The organism is Vibrio sp. WZ-1 (genome assembly GCF_052037695.1).
In the GTDB taxonomy this organism is placed as follows: Bacteria; Pseudomonadota; Gammaproteobacteria; order Enterobacterales; family Vibrionaceae; genus Vibrio.
On the sequence record NZ_JBQEQR010000076.1, the window covers coordinates 172,932 to 196,564 of the forward strand.

Below are 23,633 nucleotides of genomic sequence, written 5' to 3' on the forward strand. Positions count from 1 at the left end.
AAACATTGTGACCGTCTCAATAATGAGAGGAAAGAACGTGAGAGAAACCATCACTATTTATTGGCTTGGTGAGCCATTCCATTCCCTTCCTAAGCACTTTCGTGGTGATATAGAATCCAGATTTGAAGTGCTAGACTGTGGAAAGGATGTCTCAGTCATGAGCGAAAAAGGCACTTCGCACTATTTTGTGTACTTAATTCAACCAGACTATAATTTCCTCAAGTCGGTTTACACTCTCTGCTCCAACCTTGATAAAAAGCTCATTGTTTTATTCGAAAACAATGACGAACTGGTACTCCCTCAAGCTAAAATATGTTCAGAGGTATATCACTTAGAATCAAATCATTTTTCTGATTGGATAGAATCTGTAAGGTTAAGGTATTTTCAAGGTGCTACCTATAACAGGAATATCGATTTAAAAATAGACATTAGCCTCTTACATAATAATTCAAACCTAGACCGTGTTATTCAGTACGTAACAAAGAATGTTCACCGTGAAATAAGAGAGCAAGATGTTGCAGCGTTATGTCATTATTCCGTAACGTATTTTTCCAAATTATTTCATCAAAAAGTCGGTATTAGCTTTCGAGATTTTGTTACGACCAAACGAATAAACCTGGCGAAAAAACTTCTAGTAGAAGACAACTCGGCCAAAATTGCTTATGTTGCCTACCAGTGCGGATACCGAGACGTGTCTTACTTTTCCCGGATCTTCAAGAAAAAAACGGGGTACTCTCCTGCCGCATATCGTCAAAAATTTTAACACTCCCCACAACGTTATTAAACGCACAGAAATGAGCAATGATACTCACTGATGTGGAATGAACATGCTAAAGTTAACAATGTTTTAACAACTATAAATACAAGTAAAAGACATGGAGTCACTTAACATGAATCAGCCTAACCCTAAAGTCGCTACTGGCTGCGCTCTCCCGCCACCAAATGAAATGATTCTCAAATGGGCAAAGGAACGCCCAAATGAAATCTATCTAAAACAAATCATCAACAGGCAGTTTGTTGAGTTCACTTATGCCGAAGTTGCTGAACAAGCACTAAAACTTGTGTCTGCACTGCGAAACCTCGGAGTAAAGCCTGGAGACAAAGTGGCATTAGTCTCCAAAAACTGTGCCGAATGGTTTATCTGTGATCTTGCGATGATGCTTGGTGACTATGTTAGTGTACCAATCTTCCCGACAGCTGGAGCTGACACTATCGAGTACTGTGTTACCCACAGCGAGAGTAAAGCACTTATCGGAGGTAAGCTCGACGATCCTGCCGCTACTCAGCAGGTTATCAATGCAATGCCAGATATCATCAGTATTGCGTTACCCTACGAGACGGCTCCAGATTGCCAATATCAATACAAGGAGCTGATTGCGAATGTGATGCCAAGTGAAGAGCGTCCGCAACACCATGATGATAAGTTAATGTCGCTTGTTTATACTTCTGGTACTTCTGGCTTACCAAAAGGCGCGATGCTCACCTACGGAGCATTCAGCTGGTCAGTTCAGCAATTAATTAATCATATTGGTATTCAAGAAAACGACCGTTTGTTCTCTTACTTGCCACTTGCTCACATTACCGAGCGTGTATACATCTTCGGCTCCTCAATTATGGGTGGTGTAACGACGGCCTTCCCAGAGTCTCTCGATACCTTTATCGAAGATGTGAAAATGCACCGCCCGACACTATTTATTTCCGTACCTCGTTTATGGACCTTGTTCCAGCAACGCATCCAAGACAAACTTCCGCAGAAGAAGCTCAACATTCTGTTGAAGATCCCATTCGTCAATTCACTGATCAAGAAAAAGCTGGCGGAAGGCTTAGGCTTAGACCAAGCACGAGTTCTTGGTTGCGGTTCTGCGCCCGTGTCGCCTGCTTTGTTGGAGTGGTACAGAAGTGTAGGCTTGAACATCACTGAAGCTTGGGGCATGACAGAATCTTTCGCCTACAGCACAATTAACTACCCATTCCGTGCCGATAAAATTGGCTCAGTGGGTAATGCTGGCCCTGGCATCGAACTGAAGATCGCTGAAGATGATGAAATCATGGTTCGCAGTAAAGGCTTGTTCTCTGGGTACTACAAGAACGACATTGCCACGCAAGAGTCATTTGACTCAGAAGGTTGGCTCCACACAGGAGATATTGGCTCAATCGATGCGGATGGTTACCTGACTATCCAAGGTCGTAAGAAGGACACCTTTAAAACTTCAAAAGGTAAATTCGTCGCGCCTGTTCCTATTGAGAAGAAACTGTTCGAATACAGCCGGGTCGAAATGATGTGTTTGATCGGCCTAGGCTTGCCAGGACCTATCTTGCTGGTGGTTCCTCACGACTTCCCGCACTTCGACAAAGAACGTTATGCCCGTACCACCCGTAAAGTTATTACTCGAATGAACAAAGAGCTGGAATCACATGAGCAAATCAAAGGGGTATTGATGATTCAAGATCCTTGGAGTATCGAAAATGGCATCCTGACTCCGACCTTGAAGATCAAGCGTCATGCTCTAGAACAGAAATATCATGAAATTGGTCACAACTGGCCAAAAGGTGAAATGGTTGTGTGGGAAGAAGACCTGTAATCAATTCACCACCCTACACTGTCTTGTCAAACGCTCCCTAATTACGGAGCGTTTTTATTTCCTTTAGCTTGCCGAACGATAGATATTAAAAAGCCCCGCACTAGGCGGGGCTTTGAGATCTTAAAGAGTTAACTTAAGAATTACTTCTTAGCGTCACGCTCTTTAACTTCTGCGATTACTTGCTCAGCAACGTTTGCTGGACAAGCTGCGTAGCGTGCGAACTCCATAGAGAACTGACCACGACCAGAAGTGATAGTACGTAGGTGACCGATGTAACCAAACATTTCTGATAGAGGAACGTCTGCTTTAATACGAACGCCTGTAGTACCAGCTTGTTGGTCTTTGATCATACCACGACGACGGTTAAGGTCACCGATTACGTCACCAACGTTGTCTTCTGGAGTGAACACGTCAACGTTCATGATTGGCTCAAGAAGTTGCGCGCCAGCTTTAGGCATAGACTGACGGAATGCACCTTTCGCTGCGATTTCGTAAGCGATTGCTGATGAGTCAACTGCGTGGAAACCACCGTCGAATAGTTCAACTTCAACGTCTAGAGTTGGGAAGCCAGCTAGAACACCAGTATCCATCATTGACGCAAAGCCTTTCTCAACTGCAGGCCAGAATTCTTTAGGTACGTTACCACCAACAACTGTTGATTTGAACGTGAAGCCAGAGTTTGGCTCACCTGGTTTGATACGGTAGTCGATCTTACCGAACTGACCAGAACCACCAGACTGCTTCTTGTGCGTGTAGCTATCTTCAACTGCTTGAGTGATAGTTTCACGGTAAGCTACCTGTGGAGCACCTACTTCTAGCTCAACGCCGTAAGTACGCTTAAGGATGTCTACCTTGATGTCTAGGTGAAGTTCACCCATACCTTTCAGGATAGTTTCACCTGAATCTTCATCAGTCTCAACTTGGAATGATGGATCTTCTGCAACCATTTTACCGATCGCGATACCCATTTTCTCAGTAGAACCTTTGTCTTTTGGAGAAACAGCAATAGAGATTACTGGTTCTGGGAAGATCATAGCTTCTAGAGTACATTCGTGCTTAGGATCACATAGAGTGTGACCAGTTTGAACGTTCTTCATACCTACTACAGCGATGATGTCACCAGCTTGAGCTTCAGTAAGTTCGTTACGTTCGTCAGCTTGCATCTCACACATACGACCGATACGCTCAGTCTTACCAGTTGCAGAGTTAAGGATTGTGTCACCCTTCTTCATGCGACCAGAGTAGATACGGATAAATGTTAGTGCACCAAAACGGTCGTCCATGATCTTGAACGCAAGTGCTTTTAGTGGCGCGTCAGCGTCAACTGTAGCAACTTCACCTGTCGGCTCACCAGTTTCTGGATCTGTTAGTGGTTGAGGATCAACTTCAGCTGGAGCTGGTAGGTAATCTACAACAGCGTCAAGGATAAGTTGCATACCTTTGTTTTTGAATGCAGAACCACAGAATGTTGGGAAGAACGCTAGATCACGAGTACCTTTACGGATACAAGCTTTTAGTTGATCGATAGTCGGCTCTTCGCCTTCCATGTAAGCTTCCATTAGGTCGTCGTCTTGCTCTACAGCAGTTTCAACTAGCTCTTCACGGTACTGTTCTAGGTCATCAAGCATGTCCGCAGGAACGTCTTGGATTTCGTAGTTTTCTGGTAGACCTGTGTCATCCCAAACGTAAGCTTTACGGTTTAGTACGTCTACAACACCAACGAAATCGTCTTCACGACCGATAGGTAGAGTCATAACTAGTGGGTTTGCACCTAGTACGTTCTTAACTTGGTCAACAACGTTGAAGAAGTCTGCACCCATACGGTCTAGTTTGTTTACGAAGATCAGACGAGCAACTTCTGAGTCGTTCGCGTAACGCCAGTTTGTTTCTGACTGAGGCTCAACACCACCAGAACCACAGAATACACCGATACCACCGTCAAGAACTTTAAGTGAACGGTATACTTCAACTGTAAAGTCTACGTGTCCAGGAGTGTCGATTACGTTCAGGCGGTGACCGTTCCACTCACAAGTTACTGCTGCAGACTGGATTGTAATACCACGCTCAGCTTCTTGCTCCATGAAGTCAGTTGTAGACTCGCCGTCGTGTACTTCACCAGTCTTATGGATTTTACCAGTAAGCTTCAGGATACGCTCAGTTGTGGTAGTTTTACCCGCATCAACGTGCGCGAAAATACCAATGTTTCTGTATTTTGATAAATCAGTCATTGTCTTACTCTGTTAATAAGGTATAAAGTGCGCGCAGAGTATATCACAATCTGTCAAGACGGATACCTTTGCGTGCCATTGGAACAAAAAAAATTTTAACGTCGATTTTCCACCATCAAATAATAGTCAAACTTCGCAATTTGTGTGCTTAATTCGATTATATTAACGATAGATTCAACATTATTGTTACCCCTTAAATTGGGGCACAAGATAGTGTTTACAACTCATCAAATGCTTCGATAGCCTCCGATAGTTTTTTTACACCATGGATTTGCATACCAGGAATACCACCCTTTGGCATATTCGCTGCTGGTACGATCGCTTTCTTAAAGCCGTGCTTGAATGCTTCATTCAAACGCTCTTGGCCACTTGGCACTGGGCGAATTTCTCCCGCCAACCCCACTTCACCAAACACCACCACATCTTTCGGTAATGGTCGGTCACGAAAACTCGATAAAAGCGCCATAACTAACGCAAGGTCAGCACTGGTCTCTGTCACCTTTACGCCACCAACCACATTCACAAACACGTCTTGGTCTGCCATTTGTAGACCACCGTGCTTATGCAGCACTGCTAATAATAGAGAGAGGCGGTTCTGTTCTAAACCTACCGCTACACGACGTGGGTTTGCCAATTGTGAGTAGTCGACCAGCGCCTGAATCTCTACTAATAGAGGGCGCGTACCTTCCCAAACCACCATCACAGAAGAACCGGAGGTCTCTTCTTCACCACGAGATAGGAAAATTGCCGACGGATTATTGACCTCTTTCAATCCTTGCCCCGTCATGGCAAAGACGCCAAGTTCGTTTACCGCACCGAAACGGTTTTTGTGACTACGTAAGGTACGAAAGCGGCTATCTGTACCGCCATCGAGCAGTACTGAACAGTCAATAATGTGTTCAAGTACTTTCGGGCCGGCAAGAGTACCATCTTTTGTCACGTGACCAACAATAAATACTGCAACATTGTTTTGCTTCGCGTATCTCGTTAAAGCCGTTGCTGATTCACGAACCTGAGCCACACTACCCGGCGAAGATTGAACGTCAGACACATGCATTACTTGAATCGAGTCAATAACCATAATGCGCGGCTGTTCTTTCTCAGCAATCTGGCAAATCTTATCGACATTGGTTTCCGACAACATCTTTAGATGCTCTTTCGGCAACCCAAGACGCGAGGCTCGCATTGCTACTTGCTGAAGTGATTCCTCACCAGTGACATAGAGAGTCGGCATTTGTGCAGACAGCAAACACATCGTTTGCAGCAGCAACGTCGATTTACCTGCACCAGGGTTACCACCAATCAGAATTGCCGCACCAGGAACCACGCCACCACCAAGCACACGATCGAGTTCTTTAAAACCACTAGTAAACCTTGGCACTTCTTGTAAGTCGATTTCCGATAAGGTTTGAACTTTCGATTCTGTTGCTGAACCAGCATAACCACTCAAGCGTTCATTGCGCGCAACAGTCGGAGATGCTGCAATACGGACTTCGGTTATCGTATTCCACGCACCACACGCATTACACTGTCCCTGCCAACGCGGGAAGTCTGCGCCACAATCATTACAAACATACGCTCGTTTTGCTTTCGCCATGATGCCTCGATTTTTTCAACACTCGGTTTCTTTAACAAATGTGACCAAGCACCGCCATGTCAGACCTTGTATGACACGAAGTATTGATATACTTAAGTTTTGCTTTGCCTAGCCGATATATTTTAAATAACGACATACTCTACCAGAAATAATGCAGCAATCTGAAATACTCTCTTTAGCAGAAAGACTCATCCCTGTTTACGGCTCGAACGACTTTGACTTCGTTTTGGGTCAATTAACTGAGGGAGAAGCACCGTCGGCCAAAATATTGGTCAAGATGGAACTAAAGCGCATCATGACTCCTTGTACAAAAAGCATCGATTTACGTGGACGTGTAAAAGGAGAGTGCCGAGAGTATGTTTTAGATGGCATAGCCCATTGGTTAGACGACGTCGCCTTTAATACCTACCATAAAAACATCAAAAGATTTGGTGGGTATACGGAAGGTGTTTGGGAAACCTTGGTCAACACCCGAAACAATTTTCGGGTTATGGGGAAGTCAAATGTCGCTAATCAAGCAACCCAACTCACCGACCCTAAAAGTCCATTCATTGCCGAACCTGTGCATCTTGGGTATGACCTGAAACGCCAAGAAAAGCGTTTGCGAGTACAATCGCAAGTTGAGATAAAACTAGCAAGAGGCCAGGTCCTTCATGGCCTTAGCATCGATCTTTCAAGTTCCGGAGCAAAGTTCAAAGTCCCAAGTGCTTTTAAGTACGCACTTGGAGAGATCATCCAAGTAACCTTTTCTGAGATTGCAGGAAAATCCCAAGTTGCAGGTATTGAAAAGTCACTTGAATATCGAGTCTTAGCTGTCGATGACTGTTACGAGAACGATTCTGTAAAATACCTAAGAACGTTACGCCTTACTGATACCAACATCATCGCACGAGTGATCGATGAAGCACTAAATAGCGCTTCGAAAAGAGCAAGGCATGATAATCAAGACAAGATTATTCGGTCAAGGACAAGAGGATACGAACACATAGCCTTAAAGCACACCGGTAACTTGCCGCTGTTTTTTGAAGGCAGTAAGTTGAAGCTTGCGATGTTGACACCAAACAACCAAAAGCTGTGGCAATATTGGCATGACGAGCGAAACCAACAAAGCCTTGGTGCGCTATTTAACCCTCAAAGAGTTGCCAGCCTTATTAAAGCCGGTGTGAAAGGGGCAAGTAACGTCCTTTATTCCTTCACTCACGAACATGAAGGTAAGGCTTACTTCTACTCAATGCTCATGCCAGAGGCGACTCGAGAGCAAAGACAGCTTTTCTGGCACCTAGGAGCTCGAAGAAAAAGTTGGAAAGCATTCCGTATTTCAATTTTTGAACTCTCGAAAAAAGAAAAAGAAGATCTAGCTGCATTTTCAACCGAGCTAGCCAACAGCTCGGAATCGCTCTCTCATGTCGGCATCTTACAAGAGATATCCGATTTCAATGCTGGGGCTGATTACCTACTAACAGAAAAGCCCCAATTACCCGCCAATACTCTGAATAATTTTCGACATCCAAGAAAAGTAGTTGGCAACCCAAAAGGCATCTACTTCGACGCGCGCTCACGACGCAAAGAGCCAAGATATCGCTTTAAGACCCCATTAGTATTAACTGCCTCAGACAAAGTGCAGTCATCGGGTTTTACACTAGATCTGTCAAAAAGAGGGCTTGGTTTAATTCTTGATACTCCAACACTTTTACGTTCTGGACAGGAAGTACGTGTCAACTTCAGAGAGCTACAACTCTACGATAAAAAGCTTCCACTAGGCGATGTACCCTATCGCGTGATTCGTGTTAGCCCTGATGGTAAAGGCGTTCAGTTAGTTATTGATGAAAACAGTAAAACGATCAAAGTTATTGCCTTTCTCAACAGCATTATCGAGCACAATCAAGATAAACTGATACAACAAAAAGAACTATTACCAAGCAATGCATTACTAGAGCGACTGCATTGTATTTTACTATCGCGAATTGTGAGCACACCAATCTTTGTCAGTAAGCAAAGTTCATCTACGATCAAAACACCAGTAATGGGAGTGAACTTCCCATTACCGAAACACGTCGAACTGTTCGCTCGTCTAGGACACAAGCAGCATTATTCTCTCGAACCACTGTTTAAAGGTCGTTCAAGCACATTAATCGCAGAACCTATCAAGCGTATCGATGGTGCTCAGGCAAAACATCATGATGCTTATATCAGTGTGGAGTACACCGGGAAAAAAATTACTGGCATTCAGTCAAAACTCCATGGTGAATTTTCCAGCATCAAAGAACGAATCATGTTCATAAAGAAAGCTCGCATGGCGGGAGAGTTTCTCGCTATCCGAATATCAAGTGCACCTATTTTTGATGCCATGACTTCATTGCTAGAAAAAGATTTAAGTGACTTAACTCAATTTGGCGTTCATCAAGCAAGCAAGCTAGAGAAAGAGCTCACTACACTCGTCGGTTACATCGAGTTAGAAGACATCACTGAAGAGGTTCTCATTCGATTGGAGTTAACACAATAAAGAAACACCGCCAGATAGCGGTGTTTTTCTATCAATTACGCGGTATTAGCACTGCTGTTAGGGTTTCGCTTTCCAGCTGATTTTCTGCTGCTTAACCAATGCACCAGAAAGAATGCACAATACACCACCAAGGCCAGCGAATCGTACGGCGGTCTGCGCTTGCTCTTCAACTTTAGGTTTTGCGTGATAAGCAACCCCAAGACCCGCAGCGGACATCATCACCAAATCATTGGCCCCATCGCCCACTGCTACGGTGTTGTGCTGTTCAATGTCATATTCTTCAGCAAGCTCGACCAAAATATCGGCTTTGGTTTGTGCAGAGACGACATCACGCAGAACTTCGCCAGTCAGCTTACCATCAACAATTTCTAACTGATTAGACTGAGCAAAATCCAAGCGAACCTTGTCTTTGATAAAGTCGGAGAAATAAGTAAAGCCACCTGAAGCAATGGCAGTCTTCCAGCCTAGTGCATTAAAGGTCGTAACCAACGCCTCGAAATCTGGCATAAATGGCAGTTGGCTACGCACCTGCTCTAAAATCGATTCATCAGCACCTTTTAACTTACCCACACGCTGACGCAAACTTTGTTCAAAATCCAATTCACCTTGCATAGCACGCTCAGTCACTTCTGCGACTTCTTCGCCAACACCAGCAAGCTTCGCGATTTCATCAATACACTCGATTTGAATTGCCGTTGAGTCCATATCAAACACGACCAACCCCGGCGCAGATAAATCCGGCACTTCATTTAACGAAGCGTAATCCAGCTTTAAGCTTTGTAGGATGGTTTCATGCTCTGGCGTAAGGTTGCCCGCCATTAATGCCACTTCGTACTGACCGACTTTCCACGTATCTAAAATTGGGTTGTAGAAACCTGTATAGAAGTCGATATCTTCAAAATTGCGGGGCTCAAGATGTTCACCAAATACAATCCAATTAGCCTTGGCTTTATCGAGCTGTGTAGCAAAGCGAGTTTCAGGTAGTCGTTTTAAAAGAGTCGTATGCCTTCTGATAGGCAAGCTTTTTGACGCGTCCATGTATATAATCCCTTATGACTTTGCTAAAACGTTACCCTAACAATCTAAAAAGGCAAGTCTTTGTTTTATGTTGAACGGATGAGTAATAGCTATGAGTGAATCCTTATTCTCGGTAAGAAATGCCTTGCGAATACTCGCACTGATTTTGTTATGTGTGATGTTTTTTATCACGATCAAAAACAGTGTTGTAATCAGTAAAGGCAATGAGAAAATTCAGGCCCAGCAACTAGAGACACTCACAAAGGTATTGATCTCACAAGCTTCCCTGTCGGCGAGCGAGATGATCATCAATAAAGATCAAGAACGCTTACTAAAGCTCACCAACCAATTAGCCCAAGATCGTTTAGTTTTTGATGCAACCATTTATGATGCAGAAGGTATTCGCTTAGCTTCCAGTGAAAAAGCACTATCAGTACGTGAAGTATTGGGGCTGGATACACCGCTAGCAACGGCCTCTATCGGTCGTCAGCAATTAGTGGAGCCAGTATACGCTGACAATACACTTATTGGATTTGTACGCGTCACCTTTGAAACCGGGCGTGTTACCGCAATATCTGACCACCACTATCGTAAAAGTGATCGCTACATGTACATGATGATACTGATGAGCTTTATTGGTGGTATGTTATTCATCATGATTTTGCGTCGACAGACAATCCGCCGTAAAAAAGGCGAAAACCTGTTGCTGACCAAGTAACTTGAAAAGCGAATTCAGAAAATAAAACAGCCCGCATGATGCGGGCTGTTTACATTTATAATTTACAGTAAGAAGATTACTCTTCATCACCTAATAGAACGGAGTCAAGTGCAATGATCATCATGTCATTGAACGTAGTTTGACGCTCTTCAGATGTGGTTTGCTCGCCAGTTTTGATATGGTCAGAAACAGTACAAATAGTCAGCGCTTTTGCACCGTACTCAGCAGCAACACCATAGATACCAGCCGCTTCCATTTCAACACCTACAATACCGTACTTGTCCATTACGTCGAACATTTCTGGATCTGGCGTGTAGAACAGTTCTGCAGAGAATAGGTTACCTACTTTTACGTCTACGCCGCGTGCTTTTGCCGCTTCTTCCGCTGCACGAACCATTTTGTAGTCAGCGATAGCAGCAAAGTCATGGCCTTTAAAGCGAATACGGTTAACTTTAGAGTCCGTACAAGCCCCCATACCAATCACAACATCACGCACTTTGATGTCTTCGTTTACAGCACCACAGCTACCGACACGGATTACTTTCTTCACACCGAAGTCTTTGATTAGCTCAGTTACGTAGATTGAACAAGATGGAATACCCATACCATGGCCCATTACCGAGATCTTGCGACCTTTGTAAGTACCTGTGTAACCAAACATATTACGGACGTCACACACTTGAACTACATCTTCAAGAAAAGTTTCTGCGATGTATTTTGCACGTAGCGGATCACCCGGCATTAGAACGACGTCTGCGAAAGCACCCATTTCTGCGTTGATATGTGGAGTTGCCATGTTTCTTTTCCTTAACCTGTCTCTAGCGATCCGCGCTGCTGTTGGCGGTTTTGGCTAGAATATTCTCATTTCCGACAAGCAACATTTTCATGCTGCAAACATAAAACTAGGAGCAATATAGCTCCTAGTTTTCAAAACCTAATTATAGAAAGTTCTTTCCGTAATCCATTGGAGAAATACCGAAGTAAGTTGCCAATGTTTGACCGATATCGGCAAAGCTATCGCGACGGCCTAATGAACCTGCTGGTACTTTCTTACCGTAAACAATCACAGGGATGTGCTCACGAGTGTGATCAGTACCTGGCCATGTTGGGTCACAGCCGTGGTCAGCCGTTAGAATAAGCACGTCGTCTTCTTCCATAATATCCAACACTTCATTGATGCGGCCATCAAAGTACTCAAGCGCAGCTGCGTAGCCCGCTACATCACGGCGGTGACCGTAAGCAGAGTCGAAGTCCACGAAGTTAGTGAATACGATTGTGTTATCACCTGCTTCTTTGATTTGCTCTAGCGTCGCTTCGAACAATGCAGGGATACCAGTCGCTTTCACTTTCTTAGTGATGCCACAGTTTGCGTAGATATCCGCGATCTTACCGATTGAAACAACATTGCCTTGCTTCTCTTCAACCAGCTTCTGTAGAACTGTTGCTGATGGTGGCTCAACAGAAAGGTCACGACGGTTGCCTGTACGCTCGAACTGACCTTTACCAGCACCGATGAATGGACGCGCGATAACACGACCAATGTTGTAGTCTTCTAGCTCTTCACGTGCGATTTGGCAAAGCTCTAGTAGACGGTCTAGACCGAATGTCTCTTCATGACATGCGATTTGGAATACTGAGTCAGCTGACGTGTAGAAGATTGGCTGGCCAGTCTTCATGTGCTCTTCACCAAGATCATCAAGAACTTGTGTGCCTGATGCGTGGCAGTTGCCAAGGAAGCCGTCTAGACCAGCACGCTCAAGAATACGGTCAGTCAGCTCTTTCGGGAAGCTGTTTGCTTTGTCAGTGAAGTAGCCCCAGTCAAAAAGAACAGGTACACCAGCGATTTCCCAGTGACCAGACGGCGTGTCTTTACCAGAAGAAAGCTCCGCAGCGTGACCGTAAGCACCGATGATTTCTGCATCTGCGTCTAGGCCAGGTGCAAAGCGACCCGTAGACTCTTTATGCGCCATTGCCAGACCTAACTTAGATAGGTTTGGAAGACGAAGTGCGCCTTGACGCTGATCGTTGTTTGCTAAGCCTTGCTCACATTGGTCAGCAATATGACCAAGTGTATCTGAACCTACATCACCAAATTGCTCAGCATCTGCTGCTGCGCCGATGCCGAATGAGTCTAGTACTAAAATAAATGCTCTTTTCATTGCTCGTTCCTTAGGCCCACTCGGCTTCTTATTATGGTGAGTAGGCCTTGTGTAATATTACTTATTAAAGATCTTCTGCTCGGATTTGGCGGTAAACCTCTGGTGTTGGTGTGTATTCGCCACCAACTTTAATTGCACTGCGAAGTGCTTTTGCTGCTTCTTCCCACTGCTCTTCTGTACGAGCGTGGATAACAGCAAGAGGCTTATCGCTATCTGCAACTTCACCTAGACGGATGAAGTTGTCAAAACCAACTGCGTAGTCGATTTCGTCTGTCGCAACACGGCGACCACCACCCATAGAAACAACAGCCATACCGATAGCACGAGTATCCATCGCAGACACTACGCCAGTTTCTGTTGCGTATACAGGCTTGATGATTTCTGCTTTCTCTAGGTAATTATCGTAGTTTTCTACGAAGTCTGCAGGGCCACCTAGGCCAGCTACCATCTTACCGAAGCACTCTGCAGCTTTACCGTTGTCTAGCGCTTCCATCAGTTTCGCGCGTGCGTCTTCTGTGTTCTCAGCCAGTTTGCCAAGTACCAACATTTCTGCACATGAAGCCATGGTTACTTCAAGTAGACGTGGGTTACGGTATTCACCTGTTAGGAAACGAACCGCTTCGCGTACTTCCACTGCGTTACCCGCAGAAGAAGCTAATACTTGGTTCATGTCCGTAAGGATTGCTGTAGTCTTAGTGCCAGCACCGTTTGCTACTGCAACGATTGATTTTGCTAGCTCTTCAGACGCTTCGTAAGTTGGCATGAATGCGCCAGAACCTACTTTTACGTCCATTACTAGAGACTCAAGACCTGCTGCTAGCTTCTTAGATAGAATAGATGCAGTGATCAGTGAAATGTTATCCACTGTTGCTGTGATATCACGAGTTGCGTAAACGCGTTTGTCAGCTGGTGCAAGATCGCCAGTTTGGCCGATAATTGCGACGCCTGCGTCTTTAGTAACATCACCAAAAACTTCGTTAGTTGGTGTGATGTTGTAGCCAGGGATAGACTCAAGTTTATCCAGCGTACCACCTGTGTGGCCAAGACCACGGCCTGAGATCATAGGAACGAAACCACCACATGCTGCCACCATTGGGCCAAGCATTAGCGAAGTAACGTCACCCACACCACCTGTAGAGTGTTTATCAACAATCGGGCCACCAAAGTTCATGTGGCTCCAGTCGATAACCATACCAGAGTCACGCATTGCACACGTTAGTGCGATACGCTCAGGCATTGTCATCTCATTGAAGAAAATAGTCATAGCAAACGCAGCGATCTGACCTTCAGATACTGTGTTGTTTGCTACGCCTTGAATAAAGAAGTTGATTTCGTCGGCAGTTAAAACTTCGCCATCACGTTTTTTACGAATAATTTCTTGTGGTAAATACATTAGTGCCTCCCACGCTCGTTATGAGCCATGGTTAAAGTAGGATAAAGAGGTTTGGCAGCACCAAAAACTGGTGCTACCGTTCAGACGTATTGTTGGAATTAGTAAGCTGTTGGATCAGCAACTTCGTCCGATACTTCTAATGTATTTAGTAGGTTTGTTAGCAGGCTAGATGCACCAAAACGGTAATGACGAGCGTCTACCCAGTTGTCACCTAGGATTTCGTCAGCCATTGCTAGGTATGCTGCTGCATCTTCAGCAGTACGCACACCACCTGCAGGTTTGAAACCAACAGATTCTGCAACACCCATATCACGAATAACTTCAAGCATCATGCGAGCGTATTCTGGCGTTGCGTTTACTGGCACTTTACCAGTTGAAGTTTTAATAAAGTCAGCACCCGCTTCGATACAGATTTGTGATGCTTTCTTAATTAGCGCTTCTTCTTTTAGTTCACCTGTTTCGATGATCACTTTAAGAAGGATATCACCACAAGCTTCTTTACATTGCTTAACTAGTTCGAAGCCAACTTTCTCATCACCCGCCATTAGAGCGCGGTATGGGAAAACAACGTCAACTTCGTCTGCACCGTAAGCGACAGCCGCTTTAGTTTCAGCAACCGCGATGTCGATATCGTCGTTACCGTGTGGGAAGTTCGTTACTGTTGCAATACGAACTTCTGGCGTACCTTGCTCACGAAGTGTCTTCTTAGCAATAGGAATAAAGCGAGGGTAAATACAAATTGCAGCTGTGTTGCCTACTGCTGTTTTTGCGTCATGACATAGTGAGATCACTTTTGCATCAGTGTCGTCATCATTCAGCGTAGTTAGGTCCATAAGTTTTAGTGCACGTAGCGCTGCTGCTTTTAAATCGCTCATTTCTATCTCCGATCAATATTCAAAAAATTCACTACTCAGCCTCACATCACTTCTCTAACTATAATCAACAAGTCGAGACAGTGTGAGAAATTGGCTAAACAGTCTATTAATGAACGGACTTGGTTCCCTGAAGACTCGGCATATACAGCGAATAATTCATATGCCAATTGCTATCCTTGTCACCGCACAGTACCAGTTTGGCCTATGGCACAACAATCTATGATTGCGGTGTCTTTAATATCACATCAAACAATAAAACTCTTGCTAGATTTGATATTGAGGGCAAATCATTTGCCCATCGAGTATGTTGTATTCATGGAGTGATTAAGTAATAACCTTAACCGCTATCCTGTGATTACTACATTATAGATATTCACCGCAAAACTGTAGCACCAAATAGAGCGCAAACGGTTTGTATCTCAAAATTTTCCGGCCTCTATTCCACCAACTTCGTAAGCCACTCACGTAGACCTACGTGCAGTAGAATTTTTTAGGTCCAAAAAACGAAAAATGCCCCGCAGCAATTTCTTGCTACAGGGCATGGTTTAAAACGGCGTCTATATATTAAGAACCGATTCTAATTAAAGTGCTGCAAGGCTAAGGCAGAAACCTGCGATAGTAGCTGCCATTAGGTTAGACAACGTACCAGCAAGAACTGCTTTAATACCCATGCGAGCGATATCTGAACGACGGTTTGGTGCAAGGCTACCTAGACCACCAAGTAGGATCGCGATAGAAGAAAGGTTCGCGAAGCCACATAGTGCGAATGAGATGATAGCTGTTGTCTTCTCAGACATTACTTCACCAGTTGCCGCAACTACTTGAGCGCTTTCACCTAGGTAAGGTGTGAAGTTCAAGTAAGCAACGAATTCGTTGATAACTAGTTTCTGACCGATGAATGAACCAGCAACAACTGCTTCGTTCCAAGGAACACCGATTAGGAATGCTAGTGGAGAGAACGCGTAACCAAGGATTAGCTCTAGTGTTAGTTCAGGCATACCGAACCAACCACCGATGCCACCTAGCATACCGTTAACAAGAGCAATAAGACCTACGAACGCGATTAGCATTGCACCTACGTTTAGTGCAAGTTGTAGACCAGAAGCCGCACCGCCCGCTGCTGCGTCGATTACGTTAGCTGGTTTATCGTCGCCACCGTCCATTGCTTCTTCGATGTCTTCATGAGGCTTATCAGTCTCTGGGTGAAGAATCTTAGCGAACAGTAGACCACCAGGTGCTGCCATGAATGATGCTGCTACTAGGTACTCTAGAGGTACACCCATTGAAGCGTAACCAGCTAGTACACCACCAGCTACAGATGCTAGACCACCACACATTACCGCGAATAGCTCAGATTGAGTCATCTTAGGTACGAATGGGCGAACAACTAGAGGTGCTTCAGTTTGACCTACGAAAATGTTAGCCGCAGCAGACATTGATTCCGCGCGAGAAGTGCCAAGCGCTTTTTGTAGTGCACCACCAAGAATCTTGATAACCCACTGCATTGCGCCAATGTAGTAAAGAACTGAAATCAGTGCTGAGAAGAAGATCAGTGTAGGAAGAACGCGGAATGCGAAGATGAAGCCGCCGCCGCCGAATACTTCGAACATCTTGTCAGAAACAAGACCACCGAATAGGAAAGATGAACCATTGTTACCGTAGTTGATAACGTTAGATACACCAGTAGAGAAACCGTTCAGTAGATCACGGCCCCAAGGTACATAAAGAACAAATGCACCTAATACGAATTGGATAGCGAATGCGCCACCCACAGTTCTTAGATTGATAGCTTTACGGTTATTAGAAAATGCAAATGCAATAGCAAGAAGCACTACCATACCGACTAGGCTCATAAACAGGCTCATAGTTTATGACTTCCTTATAAGTTATTTGTTGGCGTGTTACAAAATGGAGCTATAAAGCGGGGGCAATTATACTCATCCAGAATCAATTAAAGTAATGCCATCCTCACACTTTCTCATAAGATTCATCATTGATTCACCTCCGTTTGTGAGTTATCTCACAATAAGAAGGTAATCGTTTTCTATTCTGAACAGCATCTTTAGATTTTATTCACATATGGAGAAGGCAGAATTGCTATTTTCCCACACTTTTTCGGCAATCGATTGCTTTTCTCTTTTATGCAACTCTGAGAGTTGATTCAATATATGAATGAGTTTGGCAGGGTGATTCGGCTCGCCCTGATAACCAAGTATAGGCATATCCGGCGCGTCCGTTTCTAAAACAAGAAATTCAAGTGGTAATCTTTGAATTGCATCGCGTGTTTTGTTGGCTCTTGGATAGGTAATTGAGCCACCAACTCCGATAAAAAAATCTAATCGAACCCATTCCATCGCCTGTTGATAGCTACCAGAAAAAGCATGTAACACGCCCCCCTTTGGTAACTTAGCCGCTTTGACCATTTGAATAAGTCGATTGTGCGCTTTACGACTGTGCAAAATCACCGGAAGTTCAAATCGCCTGGCAAGCTCAAACTGTCGTTCTAACGCGCACTCTTGCAGTTCCACTGGCGTCTCTATCGCAAAGTCCAAGCCACACTCCCCTATTGCGACACATTGTCGATTAGGTGAGGAAAGTAACGACTCCAATTCAGGGACAAATTGTTCAAACTCGTCGTTCAGGAAATAAGGGTGGAAGCCGAGCGCGTAATAAAGGTGAGGATGTTGACTGGTAAGCTCTTGGATACGAGACCAGTTACTCGGCCCCACGGAGGGAATCAGGATACGCTCCACGCCTTGCTCACGAGCAAGTTCAACTTGACGAGAAAAATCACCTTGGAAGACATCAAAGTCGAAATGGCAATGGGTATCAAACAGTTTCATTGTTTGCTTTCTCTTGTTTTGCTTTTTTAGCAGGCTCATCTTCATGAACTGGGTCTTGCTTATACGGCACACAACTGCGCTTTTGATCATGCGTCAGCCCCATCTCTTTACACCAGTCGTCGTAGCGTTTGAGTGTTCTCTTAAACCAGTTCATTGCGCACCTTTTCTAAGTAATCGTTTTACTTCGCCAAATAAAAAACCGCCGTTAGCTAAGTGTATAGCTAACGGCGGTTTATGATCTAGTGCGCTATATAACGTCGCTTAGATTCAATTAGTGCTCACGAGTTGCACGGAAATCGATATCTGGGAAACGCTCTTGTGCTAGGTTTAGGTTAACCATAGTTGGCGCGATGTACGTTAGGTTGTCGCCACCGTCCAATGCTAGGTTAGCTTGGTTCTTACGCTGGAATTCATCCAGCTTCTTCGCATCACCACACTCAACCCAACGTGCTGTTGCCACGTTAACGCCTTCGTAAATTGCTTCAACGTTGTATTCTGACTTCAATCGAGCCACAACCACGTCAAACTGAAGAACACCAACCGCACCAACGATCAGGTCGTTGTTTTGCAGTGGACGGAATACCTGTACCGCACCTTCTTCAGATAGCTGAACCAGACCTTTCAGTAGCTGCTTCTGCTTCAATGGATCTTTTAGGCGAATACGACGGAACAGTTCTGGTGCAAAGTTTGGAATACCAGAGAACTTCAGCGCTTCACCTTGAGTGAACGTATCACCGATTTGGATTGTACCGTGGTTGTGTAGACCAATGATGTCACCCGCGTAAGCATGCTCTGCACGAGAACGGTCACCCGCCATAAAGGTTACCGCATCAGAGATACTTACTTGCTTGCCAAGACGAACGTGGTTCATCTTCATGCCTTGTGTGTAAGTACCCGATACGATACGCATGAATGCGATACGGTCACGGTGCTTTGGATCCATGTTTGCTTGGATCTTAAATACGAAGCCAGAGAACTTATCTTCTGTTGCTTCCACATCACGCTCAACCGCTTGACGCGTTTTCGGCGCTGGCGCCCACTCGGTTAGGCCATCTAGCATATGGTCAACACCGAAGTTACCCAGAGCTGTACCAAAGTAAACAGGTGTTAGTTCACCAGTTAGGAATAGCTCCTGGTCGAACTCAGGACAAGCGCCCATCACAAGTTCAAGCTCTTCACGTACACTTGCTGCTAGGCTTTCGCCAACTTTCTCATCAAGCTCTGGATTGTCCAGACCTTTGATAATACGAACTTCTTGGATCTCATGACCATGACCAGATTCGTACAGAATGGTCTCATCACGGTGAATGTGGTAAACACCTTTAAACTCTTTACCACAGCCAATTGGCCAGGTAATTGGCGCACACATCATGCCCAACTCGTTTTCTACTTCATCCAATACTTCCATTGGATCACGAACATCACGGTCAAGTTTGTTCATGAAGGTTACTATTGGCGTATCACGTAGACGCGTAACTTCCATTAACTTACGAGTACGATCTTCGACACCTTTCGCCGCATCGATAACCATCAGGCACGAGTCAACCGCCGTTAGGGTACGGTAAGTATCTTCCGAGAAATCTTCGTGTCCCGGAGTATCAAGTAGGTTTACCAGACAATCATTGTAAGGGAACTGCATTACAGAAGTAGTAACCGAGATACCACGTTCCTTTTCCATTTCCATCCAGTCTGATTTTGCGTGCTGCGCGTTACCACGACCTTTAACCGTACCTGCTTTTTGGATCGCGTTTCCGAATAACAGTACTTTTTCAGTGATGGTGGTTTTACCCGCATCCGGGTGAGAAATAATAGCGAACGTTCTGCGCTTAGAAACTTCGCCTAGAAAAGGTGTATTTGACATGAAAATGGTCTTCTTTGATGTCTGATGGCTTGCCCGAATCTCGAACAAGCTTATTTTGATTCAATATTGCGCGGTATTCTCGCTTATTATTGCTTTAGGGGCAACTTTCCTCTGACGAGTTCAGAGAGATGTCGGCTGATTGACCTTATCCTTCCATGCTAACTCACCTAGCGGCGGGACTCTATTGGCAGATATGACTACCTGATCTCTTCCATTTTGTTTCGCATCATACAATGCAATGTCTGCACGCTTTACCCACATATCCGGAGTATCTTCAGCAATCAAACACTCTGACATACCCACACTAAGAGAGACCTGAGCATGACGTGGATAGTGTTTCGTTCTTACTTTCTCGCAGATGCTGCTCATCATGATGTGAGCACTTTGCATAGAAAGCCCTTCAAACAACAGTAAAAACTCATCTCCCCCCAATCGGAATAACAGATCATACTCGCGGGAGTTTTGATTTAGGATTTTGACAACCTCTGTAATCACTTCATCTCCAACGTCATGCCCATAAAGGTCATTGACTTGCTTAAAGTGATCAATATCGATAACCGCGATTGTTGACGCTTTCTGCTTCTTTTTCTCATCAAGCGCACGATATAGAAATGCCTCTAACTGACTCCGATTCAGCGCTCCAGTCATCGAATCTCGTGTCGAGAGGTATTTTAGGCTGTTTTGTAGCTCTACTATTTTGTGTACCGCAACATGAGCAACAACCGTGCAGCAAATCAACGCAATGATGAATCGTAGTATGATGCTCAATTCGAGCTGCTGCCAAGTGGCGACCATGCAACCTACAATCATAAAAATATTGGTCACGAGTGCATCTTTCGTCGGGATAATAAACACCAGCGCTACGATCACTGGGAAAACCCAATAAGTGGCAATGACACCAAAAGTAGACACACTTAAGACAATAGATAACCAGAGCAAAAATAAAGGGATGCGGTGACCAATTACTCCCACACCCAGCATAAATAGACACGCCAACTCAACCACAAAGCTAAGCTGAAAGCTTAATAGAACAACCCCGAGTAAGGTTTCACCAATGATAAGGTTTTTTACGCCTAGGGGAATAAATGTCGCTAATGTCACAAGCATCAAAACCTTGAGCACCACTTCACGACTAGTCTCATCAAACAACTGAGCCACAGGAGTATCGAGTTTTCTAGGATACGACTTAGTCAACGCTCCCTCCCTACACTTTATAGATCGTGTTTCATATAATTTATAAATCTATAACTATGTTGAGGATAATGCGAACAAAAGTAGTGATAGAGAGTAAATATGTGTGAGGACGGTTTATAAAAGCCTTGGATGAACCAAGGCTTTAGAATCAGGTGGGACAAATGCCAGCTTTTAGTTGAAGAAGATATAGCTCATGATTATTGCGTCTTCCTTACCATTACCAGTTTTCGCTGGGTAATAGTTATAGCGACGATCCACTTCATTAAAACCCGCTTGCTCATAAATATGGATTGCCGGGTGGTTACTTTCACGTACCTCCAGCCAAGCACTTTCTGCTTTGGCTTGCTCGCAGTGTTCGATAAACGCATCCAGTAATTTTTGCCCTAACCCTTTGCCTTGGTGAGATGGCGAGACGGCAATGTTCAGTAGCGTCACCTCTCCAACAATATTCTGCCCATAGAAGTAGCCAACCACTTGAGAACCTTCAAGCATGACATGGTGACAAGCACCACGGCTCGTTAAATCTCGAACCAATGACTCAGCCCAAGGATGAGAATGGGCTTGTTGTTCAATTTGCCAGACTTGGTCAAGGTGCTCAGCACCCATCGGCGTAATTTCAATTGTCACGCGTTAGCTCCGTTAAGAGTACGAACAGATTTGTTGCCACAATGCGCGGCGTTGTTCGTTGTTGCCATCAATATCTTGTAATAGCGGTGAAGTCAGTTGCTTGGCATTGATGCTCACATCAGCCTCACAACCCGCAAACCATACCCACTCTAGCTGATGTTCACCTAAAGAAGATAAGCTTTCTGGCTCAATGTGCATTGCGTCATTGAGTGTGAGCTTAATGCTCTTCAATACACGCTCAAACATCAAAGCGGTCTCATTTTTTGGACACATTGGCGATACCAATAAGAGTTTACATGAACTTTGCAAATCTAATAATGGCGCTTGATAGCCTTCTAGCCTTTCTGGATGACTCAGCTCCCATGTGCTGATCCCCATCTCGTGTAAATACTGTTTCTCGTCTATTGACATCTTTTGTCACCTATTTGAACGAGGCAATCCTATCAAAATTTCGCATTTAAAGTCAGAGGTGTTATGAAGCTTTTCCAATCAATCGCTATTACGTTACTTATCGCAACCACCAGCTTTACCGCATTCGCTAAGGATAGCAATGATGGTTGGGAGCTCATCGCAGAAAAGACTGTAAACTTCCAAACGGAAACAGACACCGTAGAACCAAATGGCCTGTTTAAAAACCGTCAGTTCAGCAAGATAAAAATCAAGTGTACTCAGGGCACCATGAGTATTAAAAATATGAAAGTAACCATGACAGATGGTAGTGAGAAAAAGCTAAAAACCATGGCGGGAACACTCACTAAAGGTATGTCGACTCGAGCTTGGACATTACCGGGTGCTGAAGATGCGAAGTTTAAACGCCTAGAAATGGAATACAAGAGCTGGGGTAACATGACACTCAACGCTGCTGGAATGAGTAAAAAAGCAAAAATCGAAGTTTGGGGTAAAAAGCGCGTTCAAGAGCAAGATTAATACACTCTACCTAGCTGCTTATAAAACAAAGCCCGCTTTTTACAGCGGGCTTTGTCGTTTAATATTAGCGATTATAGCTCAGAGAATTCTGGGGAATAATCGATGCGACCAGAACGTCCGTCGCATTGACCTTCTACCACCTCTGCTACACGGAACGCACCTTGTGGTACTTCCCACGCACAATTGAAGCCCATGTCTTCACCAGCTTTGAAGCCCTGACGCGCGTAGTAATCAGGATCGCCCAATACGACACAAACTGGATAGCCGAAATCACGCAGTGAATCAAAGCCTTCTTTGATTAGCTCGGCAGCAATGCCTTGGCGACGGTAATCTTCATGCACAGCCAAAGGCGCAAGGCCTTGCCATGACAAATCTTCTCCGTTTAGCATCACAGGGCTAAACAGCGCGTGACCAACCACTTCACCTTCATCAGTACAAGCTACCAAAGATAACGTTAACTTGCCGTTTTCACGCAAACGCATCACTAAGTTAGCCTCAGCATCCGTTGGGAAGGCGTGTTTCAATAAGCGGTCAATAGTGAGGATGTCCGCAGGGGCTTCAGTTCGAATAAGCATTCGCTACTCCGGCTTCTTGTGCAGGCTCTTGAACCCCTTTCTGAACAAAGTCAGCCAATTGATTCAGTGCCACTTGCATCGCTTTAGGCAACTGCTCTAAGTCGACACTGTCCATCAAGTTTTTCACTTCTAAACCAAGCTCAGTATCGCCTTCAATAGAAAGACGACGTTGGAAGAACAGTGTATCTGGGTCTTCTTTGCGACCAGCAATCAGGACTAGGTCGTTAAGGTTACCACTAAAACTCACATCTTCCTGAACTGGTTTCTCTGCCACCAACAGCTTTTCATCTTGGTAGCTGATGTACCATGCTAAGTTCAAGTCTTTAATCGCAACTTTCAGCCACTTATCTTCAAGGAACTCAAAATCGCCATCTTCGAGCGCTTCTTTGAATACCATTTTTAAACCTTCTAACAAGGCTTTTTTCTGAACAGTTTGTGGCAATAACTGGACTGGAGATCGCAAAATTGATGCTGCGTTCTTTACTAGTTGACTGCGAATCTTGTTTAACACGCTAATTATCCGTTACTTTGTCA

21 protein-coding genes are annotated in these 23,633 nt (G+C 44.6%); 5 read left to right on the forward strand and 16 right to left on the reverse strand.

Annotated elements, in window-relative coordinates:
- Positions 1-37: 37 nt before the first annotated feature.
- Both ACTS60_RS13375 and ACTS60_RS13380 read left to right on the forward strand, forming a co-directional pair.
- Positions 38-763 carry a helix-turn-helix domain-containing protein gene (locus ACTS60_RS13375; RefSeq protein ID WP_440888637.1) on the forward strand — a complete coding sequence of 242 codons (726 nt, stop codon included), beginning with the start codon at positions 38-40 and terminating at the stop codon, positions 761-763.
- 127 nt (positions 764-890) lie between these two features.
- On the forward strand, positions 891-2,582 hold the full coding sequence (locus ACTS60_RS13380) for an AMP-binding protein (RefSeq protein ID WP_440888638.1): 1,692 nt from the start codon (positions 891-893) through the stop codon (positions 2,580-2,582).
- Positions 2,583-2,722: 140 nt separating this feature from the next.
- Here ACTS60_RS13380 and fusA read toward each other — a convergent pair whose 3' ends face one another.
- Together fusA and radA are read right to left on the reverse strand one after the other, a co-directional pair.
- Entirely contained in the window at positions 2,723-4,810 is a 2,088-nt protein-coding gene (gene fusA, locus ACTS60_RS13385; protein ID WP_440888639.1) for an elongation factor G, read from the reverse strand.
- Positions 4,811-5,027: 217 nt separating this feature from the next.
- Positions 5,028-6,407: a DNA repair protein RadA gene (radA, locus tag ACTS60_RS13390; protein ID WP_005439523.1), complete on the reverse strand. Its 1,380-nt coding sequence runs from the start codon at positions 6,405-6,407 to the stop codon at positions 5,028-5,030.
- Positions 6,408-6,558: 151 nt separating this feature from the next.
- Here radA and ACTS60_RS13395 point away from each other — a divergent pair, with 151 nt between their 5' ends.
- Positions 6,559-8,910: a PilZ domain-containing protein gene (locus ACTS60_RS13395; protein WP_440888640.1), complete on the forward strand. Its 2,352-nt coding sequence runs from the start codon at positions 6,559-6,561 to the stop codon at positions 8,908-8,910.
- Positions 8,911-8,967: 57 nt separating this feature from the next.
- Here ACTS60_RS13395 and serB read toward each other — a convergent pair whose 3' ends face one another.
- Entirely contained in the window at positions 8,968-9,948 is a 981-nt protein-coding gene (serB, locus tag ACTS60_RS13400; RefSeq protein ID WP_440888641.1) for a phosphoserine phosphatase, read from the reverse strand.
- A gap of 91 nt (positions 9,949-10,039) precedes the next feature.
- On the opposite strand from serB, the gene ACTS60_RS13405 reads away from it, so the two are divergent.
- Positions 10,040-10,645, forward strand: coding sequence for a YtjB family periplasmic protein (locus ACTS60_RS13405; protein ID WP_409586287.1), 606 nt, complete (start codon positions 10,040-10,042; stop codon positions 10,643-10,645).
- Between the two features lie 76 nt (positions 10,646-10,721).
- On the opposite strand, the gene deoD is transcribed toward ACTS60_RS13405, so the two are convergent.
- The 11 genes from deoD to ACTS60_RS13460 all read right to left on the reverse strand — a co-directional run bounded on the left by deoD (position 10,722) and on the right by ACTS60_RS13460 (position 22,008).
- Positions 10,722-11,441, reverse strand: coding sequence for a purine-nucleoside phosphorylase (gene deoD, locus ACTS60_RS13410; RefSeq protein WP_409587673.1), 720 nt, complete (start codon positions 11,439-11,441; stop codon positions 10,722-10,724).
- A 142-nt stretch (positions 11,442-11,583) separates the two neighbouring features.
- Positions 11,584-12,804: a phosphopentomutase gene (locus ACTS60_RS13415; RefSeq protein WP_440888642.1), complete on the reverse strand. Its 1,221-nt coding sequence runs from the start codon at positions 12,802-12,804 to the stop codon at positions 11,584-11,586.
- Positions 12,805-12,868: 64 nt separating this feature from the next.
- Positions 12,869-14,197, reverse strand: coding sequence for a thymidine phosphorylase (deoA, locus tag ACTS60_RS13420; RefSeq protein WP_010450019.1), 1,329 nt, complete (start codon positions 14,195-14,197; stop codon positions 12,869-12,871).
- 98 nt (positions 14,198-14,295) lie between these two features.
- Positions 14,296-15,072, reverse strand: a complete 777-nt coding sequence (gene deoC, locus ACTS60_RS13425; protein ID WP_440888643.1) for a deoxyribose-phosphate aldolase — start codon at positions 15,070-15,072, stop codon at positions 14,296-14,298.
- A 581-nt stretch (positions 15,073-15,653) separates the two neighbouring features.
- Complete coding sequence (locus tag ACTS60_RS13430) at positions 15,654-16,937, reverse strand: NupC/NupG family nucleoside CNT transporter (RefSeq protein WP_038883847.1); 1,284 nt, start codon at positions 16,935-16,937, stop codon at positions 15,654-15,656.
- A gap of 204 nt (positions 16,938-17,141) precedes the next feature.
- Complete coding sequence (locus tag ACTS60_RS13435) at positions 17,142-17,915, reverse strand: TatD family hydrolase (RefSeq protein ID WP_440888644.1); 774 nt, start codon at positions 17,913-17,915, stop codon at positions 17,142-17,144.
- The gene (locus tag ACTS60_RS13440; RefSeq protein WP_440888645.1) at positions 17,902-18,069 is read right to left on the reverse strand and encodes a DUF5363 family protein; all 168 of its coding nucleotides are present in this window, start codon (positions 18,067-18,069) and stop codon (positions 17,902-17,904) included. Before ACTS60_RS13440 ends, ACTS60_RS13435 begins: the two co-directional genes overlap by 14 nt.
- A 117-nt stretch (positions 18,070-18,186) precedes the next feature.
- On the reverse strand, positions 18,187-19,776 hold the full coding sequence (prfC, locus tag ACTS60_RS13445) for a peptide chain release factor 3 (RefSeq protein WP_440888646.1): 1,590 nt from the start codon (positions 19,774-19,776) through the stop codon (positions 18,187-18,189).
- A gap of 120 nt (positions 19,777-19,896) precedes the next feature.
- Positions 19,897-20,970, reverse strand: coding sequence for a GGDEF domain-containing protein (locus tag ACTS60_RS13450; RefSeq protein WP_440888647.1), 1,074 nt, complete (start codon positions 20,968-20,970; stop codon positions 19,897-19,899).
- Positions 20,971-21,141: 171 nt separating this feature from the next.
- Positions 21,142-21,597 carry a ribosomal protein S18-alanine N-acetyltransferase gene (rimI, locus tag ACTS60_RS13455; RefSeq protein WP_010450033.1) on the reverse strand — a complete coding sequence of 152 codons (456 nt, stop codon included), beginning with the start codon at positions 21,595-21,597 and terminating at the stop codon, positions 21,142-21,144.
- Between the two features lie 12 nt (positions 21,598-21,609).
- Entirely contained in the window at positions 21,610-22,008 is a 399-nt protein-coding gene (locus ACTS60_RS13460; protein WP_440888648.1) for a DNA polymerase III subunit psi, read from the reverse strand.
- Between the two features lie 63 nt (positions 22,009-22,071).
- Here ACTS60_RS13460 and ACTS60_RS13465 point away from each other — a divergent pair, with 63 nt between their 5' ends.
- Positions 22,072-22,524, forward strand: coding sequence for a hypothetical protein (locus ACTS60_RS13465; RefSeq protein WP_440888649.1), 453 nt, complete (start codon positions 22,072-22,074; stop codon positions 22,522-22,524).
- A gap of 71 nt (positions 22,525-22,595) precedes the next feature.
- On the opposite strand, the gene ACTS60_RS13470 is transcribed toward ACTS60_RS13465, so the two are convergent.
- Complete coding sequence (locus tag ACTS60_RS13470) at positions 22,596-23,099, reverse strand: GNAT family N-acetyltransferase (protein ID WP_440888650.1); 504 nt, start codon at positions 23,097-23,099, stop codon at positions 22,596-22,598.
- On the reverse strand, positions 23,083-23,610 hold the full coding sequence (gene ubiT / locus ACTS60_RS13475; protein WP_440888651.1) for a ubiquinone anaerobic biosynthesis accessory factor UbiT: 528 nt from the start codon (positions 23,608-23,610) through the stop codon (positions 23,083-23,085). The genes ACTS60_RS13470 and ubiT overlap by 17 nt, the downstream gene beginning before the upstream one ends.
- Positions 23,611-23,633 lie beyond the last annotated feature (23 nt).

What these genes read in the sequence shown, in the direction of transcription:
- ACTS60_RS13380 (WP_440888638.1), top strand. Translation starts at nt 891, where the DNA reads ATGAATCAGCCTAACCCTAAAGTCGCTACTGGCTGCGCTCTCCCGCCA.
- fusA (WP_440888639.1), bottom strand. Translation starts at nt 4,810, where the DNA reads ATGACTGATTTATCAAAATACAGAAACATTGGTATTTTCGCGCACGTT.
- radA (WP_005439523.1), bottom strand. Translation starts at nt 6,407, where the DNA reads ATGGCGAAAGCAAAACGAGCGTATGTTTGTAATGATTGTGGCGCAGAC.
- ACTS60_RS13395 (WP_440888640.1), top strand. Translation starts at nt 6,559, where the DNA reads ATGCAGCAATCTGAAATACTCTCTTTAGCAGAAAGACTCATCCCTGTT.
- serB (WP_440888641.1), bottom strand. Translation starts at nt 9,948, where the DNA reads ATGGACGCGTCAAAAAGCTTGCCTATCAGAAGGCATACGACTCTTTTA.
- ACTS60_RS13405 (WP_409586287.1), top strand. Translation starts at nt 10,040, where the DNA reads ATGAGTGAATCCTTATTCTCGGTAAGAAATGCCTTGCGAATACTCGCA.
- deoD (WP_409587673.1), bottom strand. Translation starts at nt 11,441, where the DNA reads ATGGCAACTCCACATATCAACGCAGAAATGGGTGCTTTCGCAGACGTC.
- ACTS60_RS13415 (WP_440888642.1), bottom strand. Translation starts at nt 12,804, where the DNA reads ATGAAAAGAGCATTTATTTTAGTACTAGACTCATTCGGCATCGGCGCA.
- deoA (WP_010450019.1), bottom strand. Translation starts at nt 14,197, where the DNA reads ATGTATTTACCACAAGAAATTATTCGTAAAAAACGTGATGGCGAAGTT.
- deoC (WP_440888643.1), bottom strand. Translation starts at nt 15,072, where the DNA reads ATGAGCGATTTAAAAGCAGCAGCGCTACGTGCACTAAAACTTATGGAC.
- ACTS60_RS13430 (WP_038883847.1), bottom strand. Translation starts at nt 16,937, where the DNA reads ATGAGCCTGTTTATGAGCCTAGTCGGTATGGTAGTGCTTCTTGCTATT.
- ACTS60_RS13435 (WP_440888644.1), bottom strand. Translation starts at nt 17,915, where the DNA reads ATGAAACTGTTTGATACCCATTGCCATTTCGACTTTGATGTCTTCCAA.
- ACTS60_RS13440 (WP_440888645.1), bottom strand. Translation starts at nt 18,069, where the DNA reads ATGAACTGGTTTAAGAGAACACTCAAACGCTACGACGACTGGTGTAAA.
- prfC (WP_440888646.1), bottom strand. Translation starts at nt 19,776, where the DNA reads ATGTCAAATACACCTTTTCTAGGCGAAGTTTCTAAGCGCAGAACGTTC.
- ACTS60_RS13460 (WP_440888648.1), bottom strand. Translation starts at nt 22,008, where the DNA reads ATGTCAATAGACGAGAAACAGTATTTACACGAGATGGGGATCAGCACA.
- ACTS60_RS13465 (WP_440888649.1), top strand. Translation starts at nt 22,072, where the DNA reads ATGAAGCTTTTCCAATCAATCGCTATTACGTTACTTATCGCAACCACC.
- ACTS60_RS13470 (WP_440888650.1), bottom strand. Translation starts at nt 23,099, where the DNA reads ATGCTTATTCGAACTGAAGCCCCTGCGGACATCCTCACTATTGACCGC.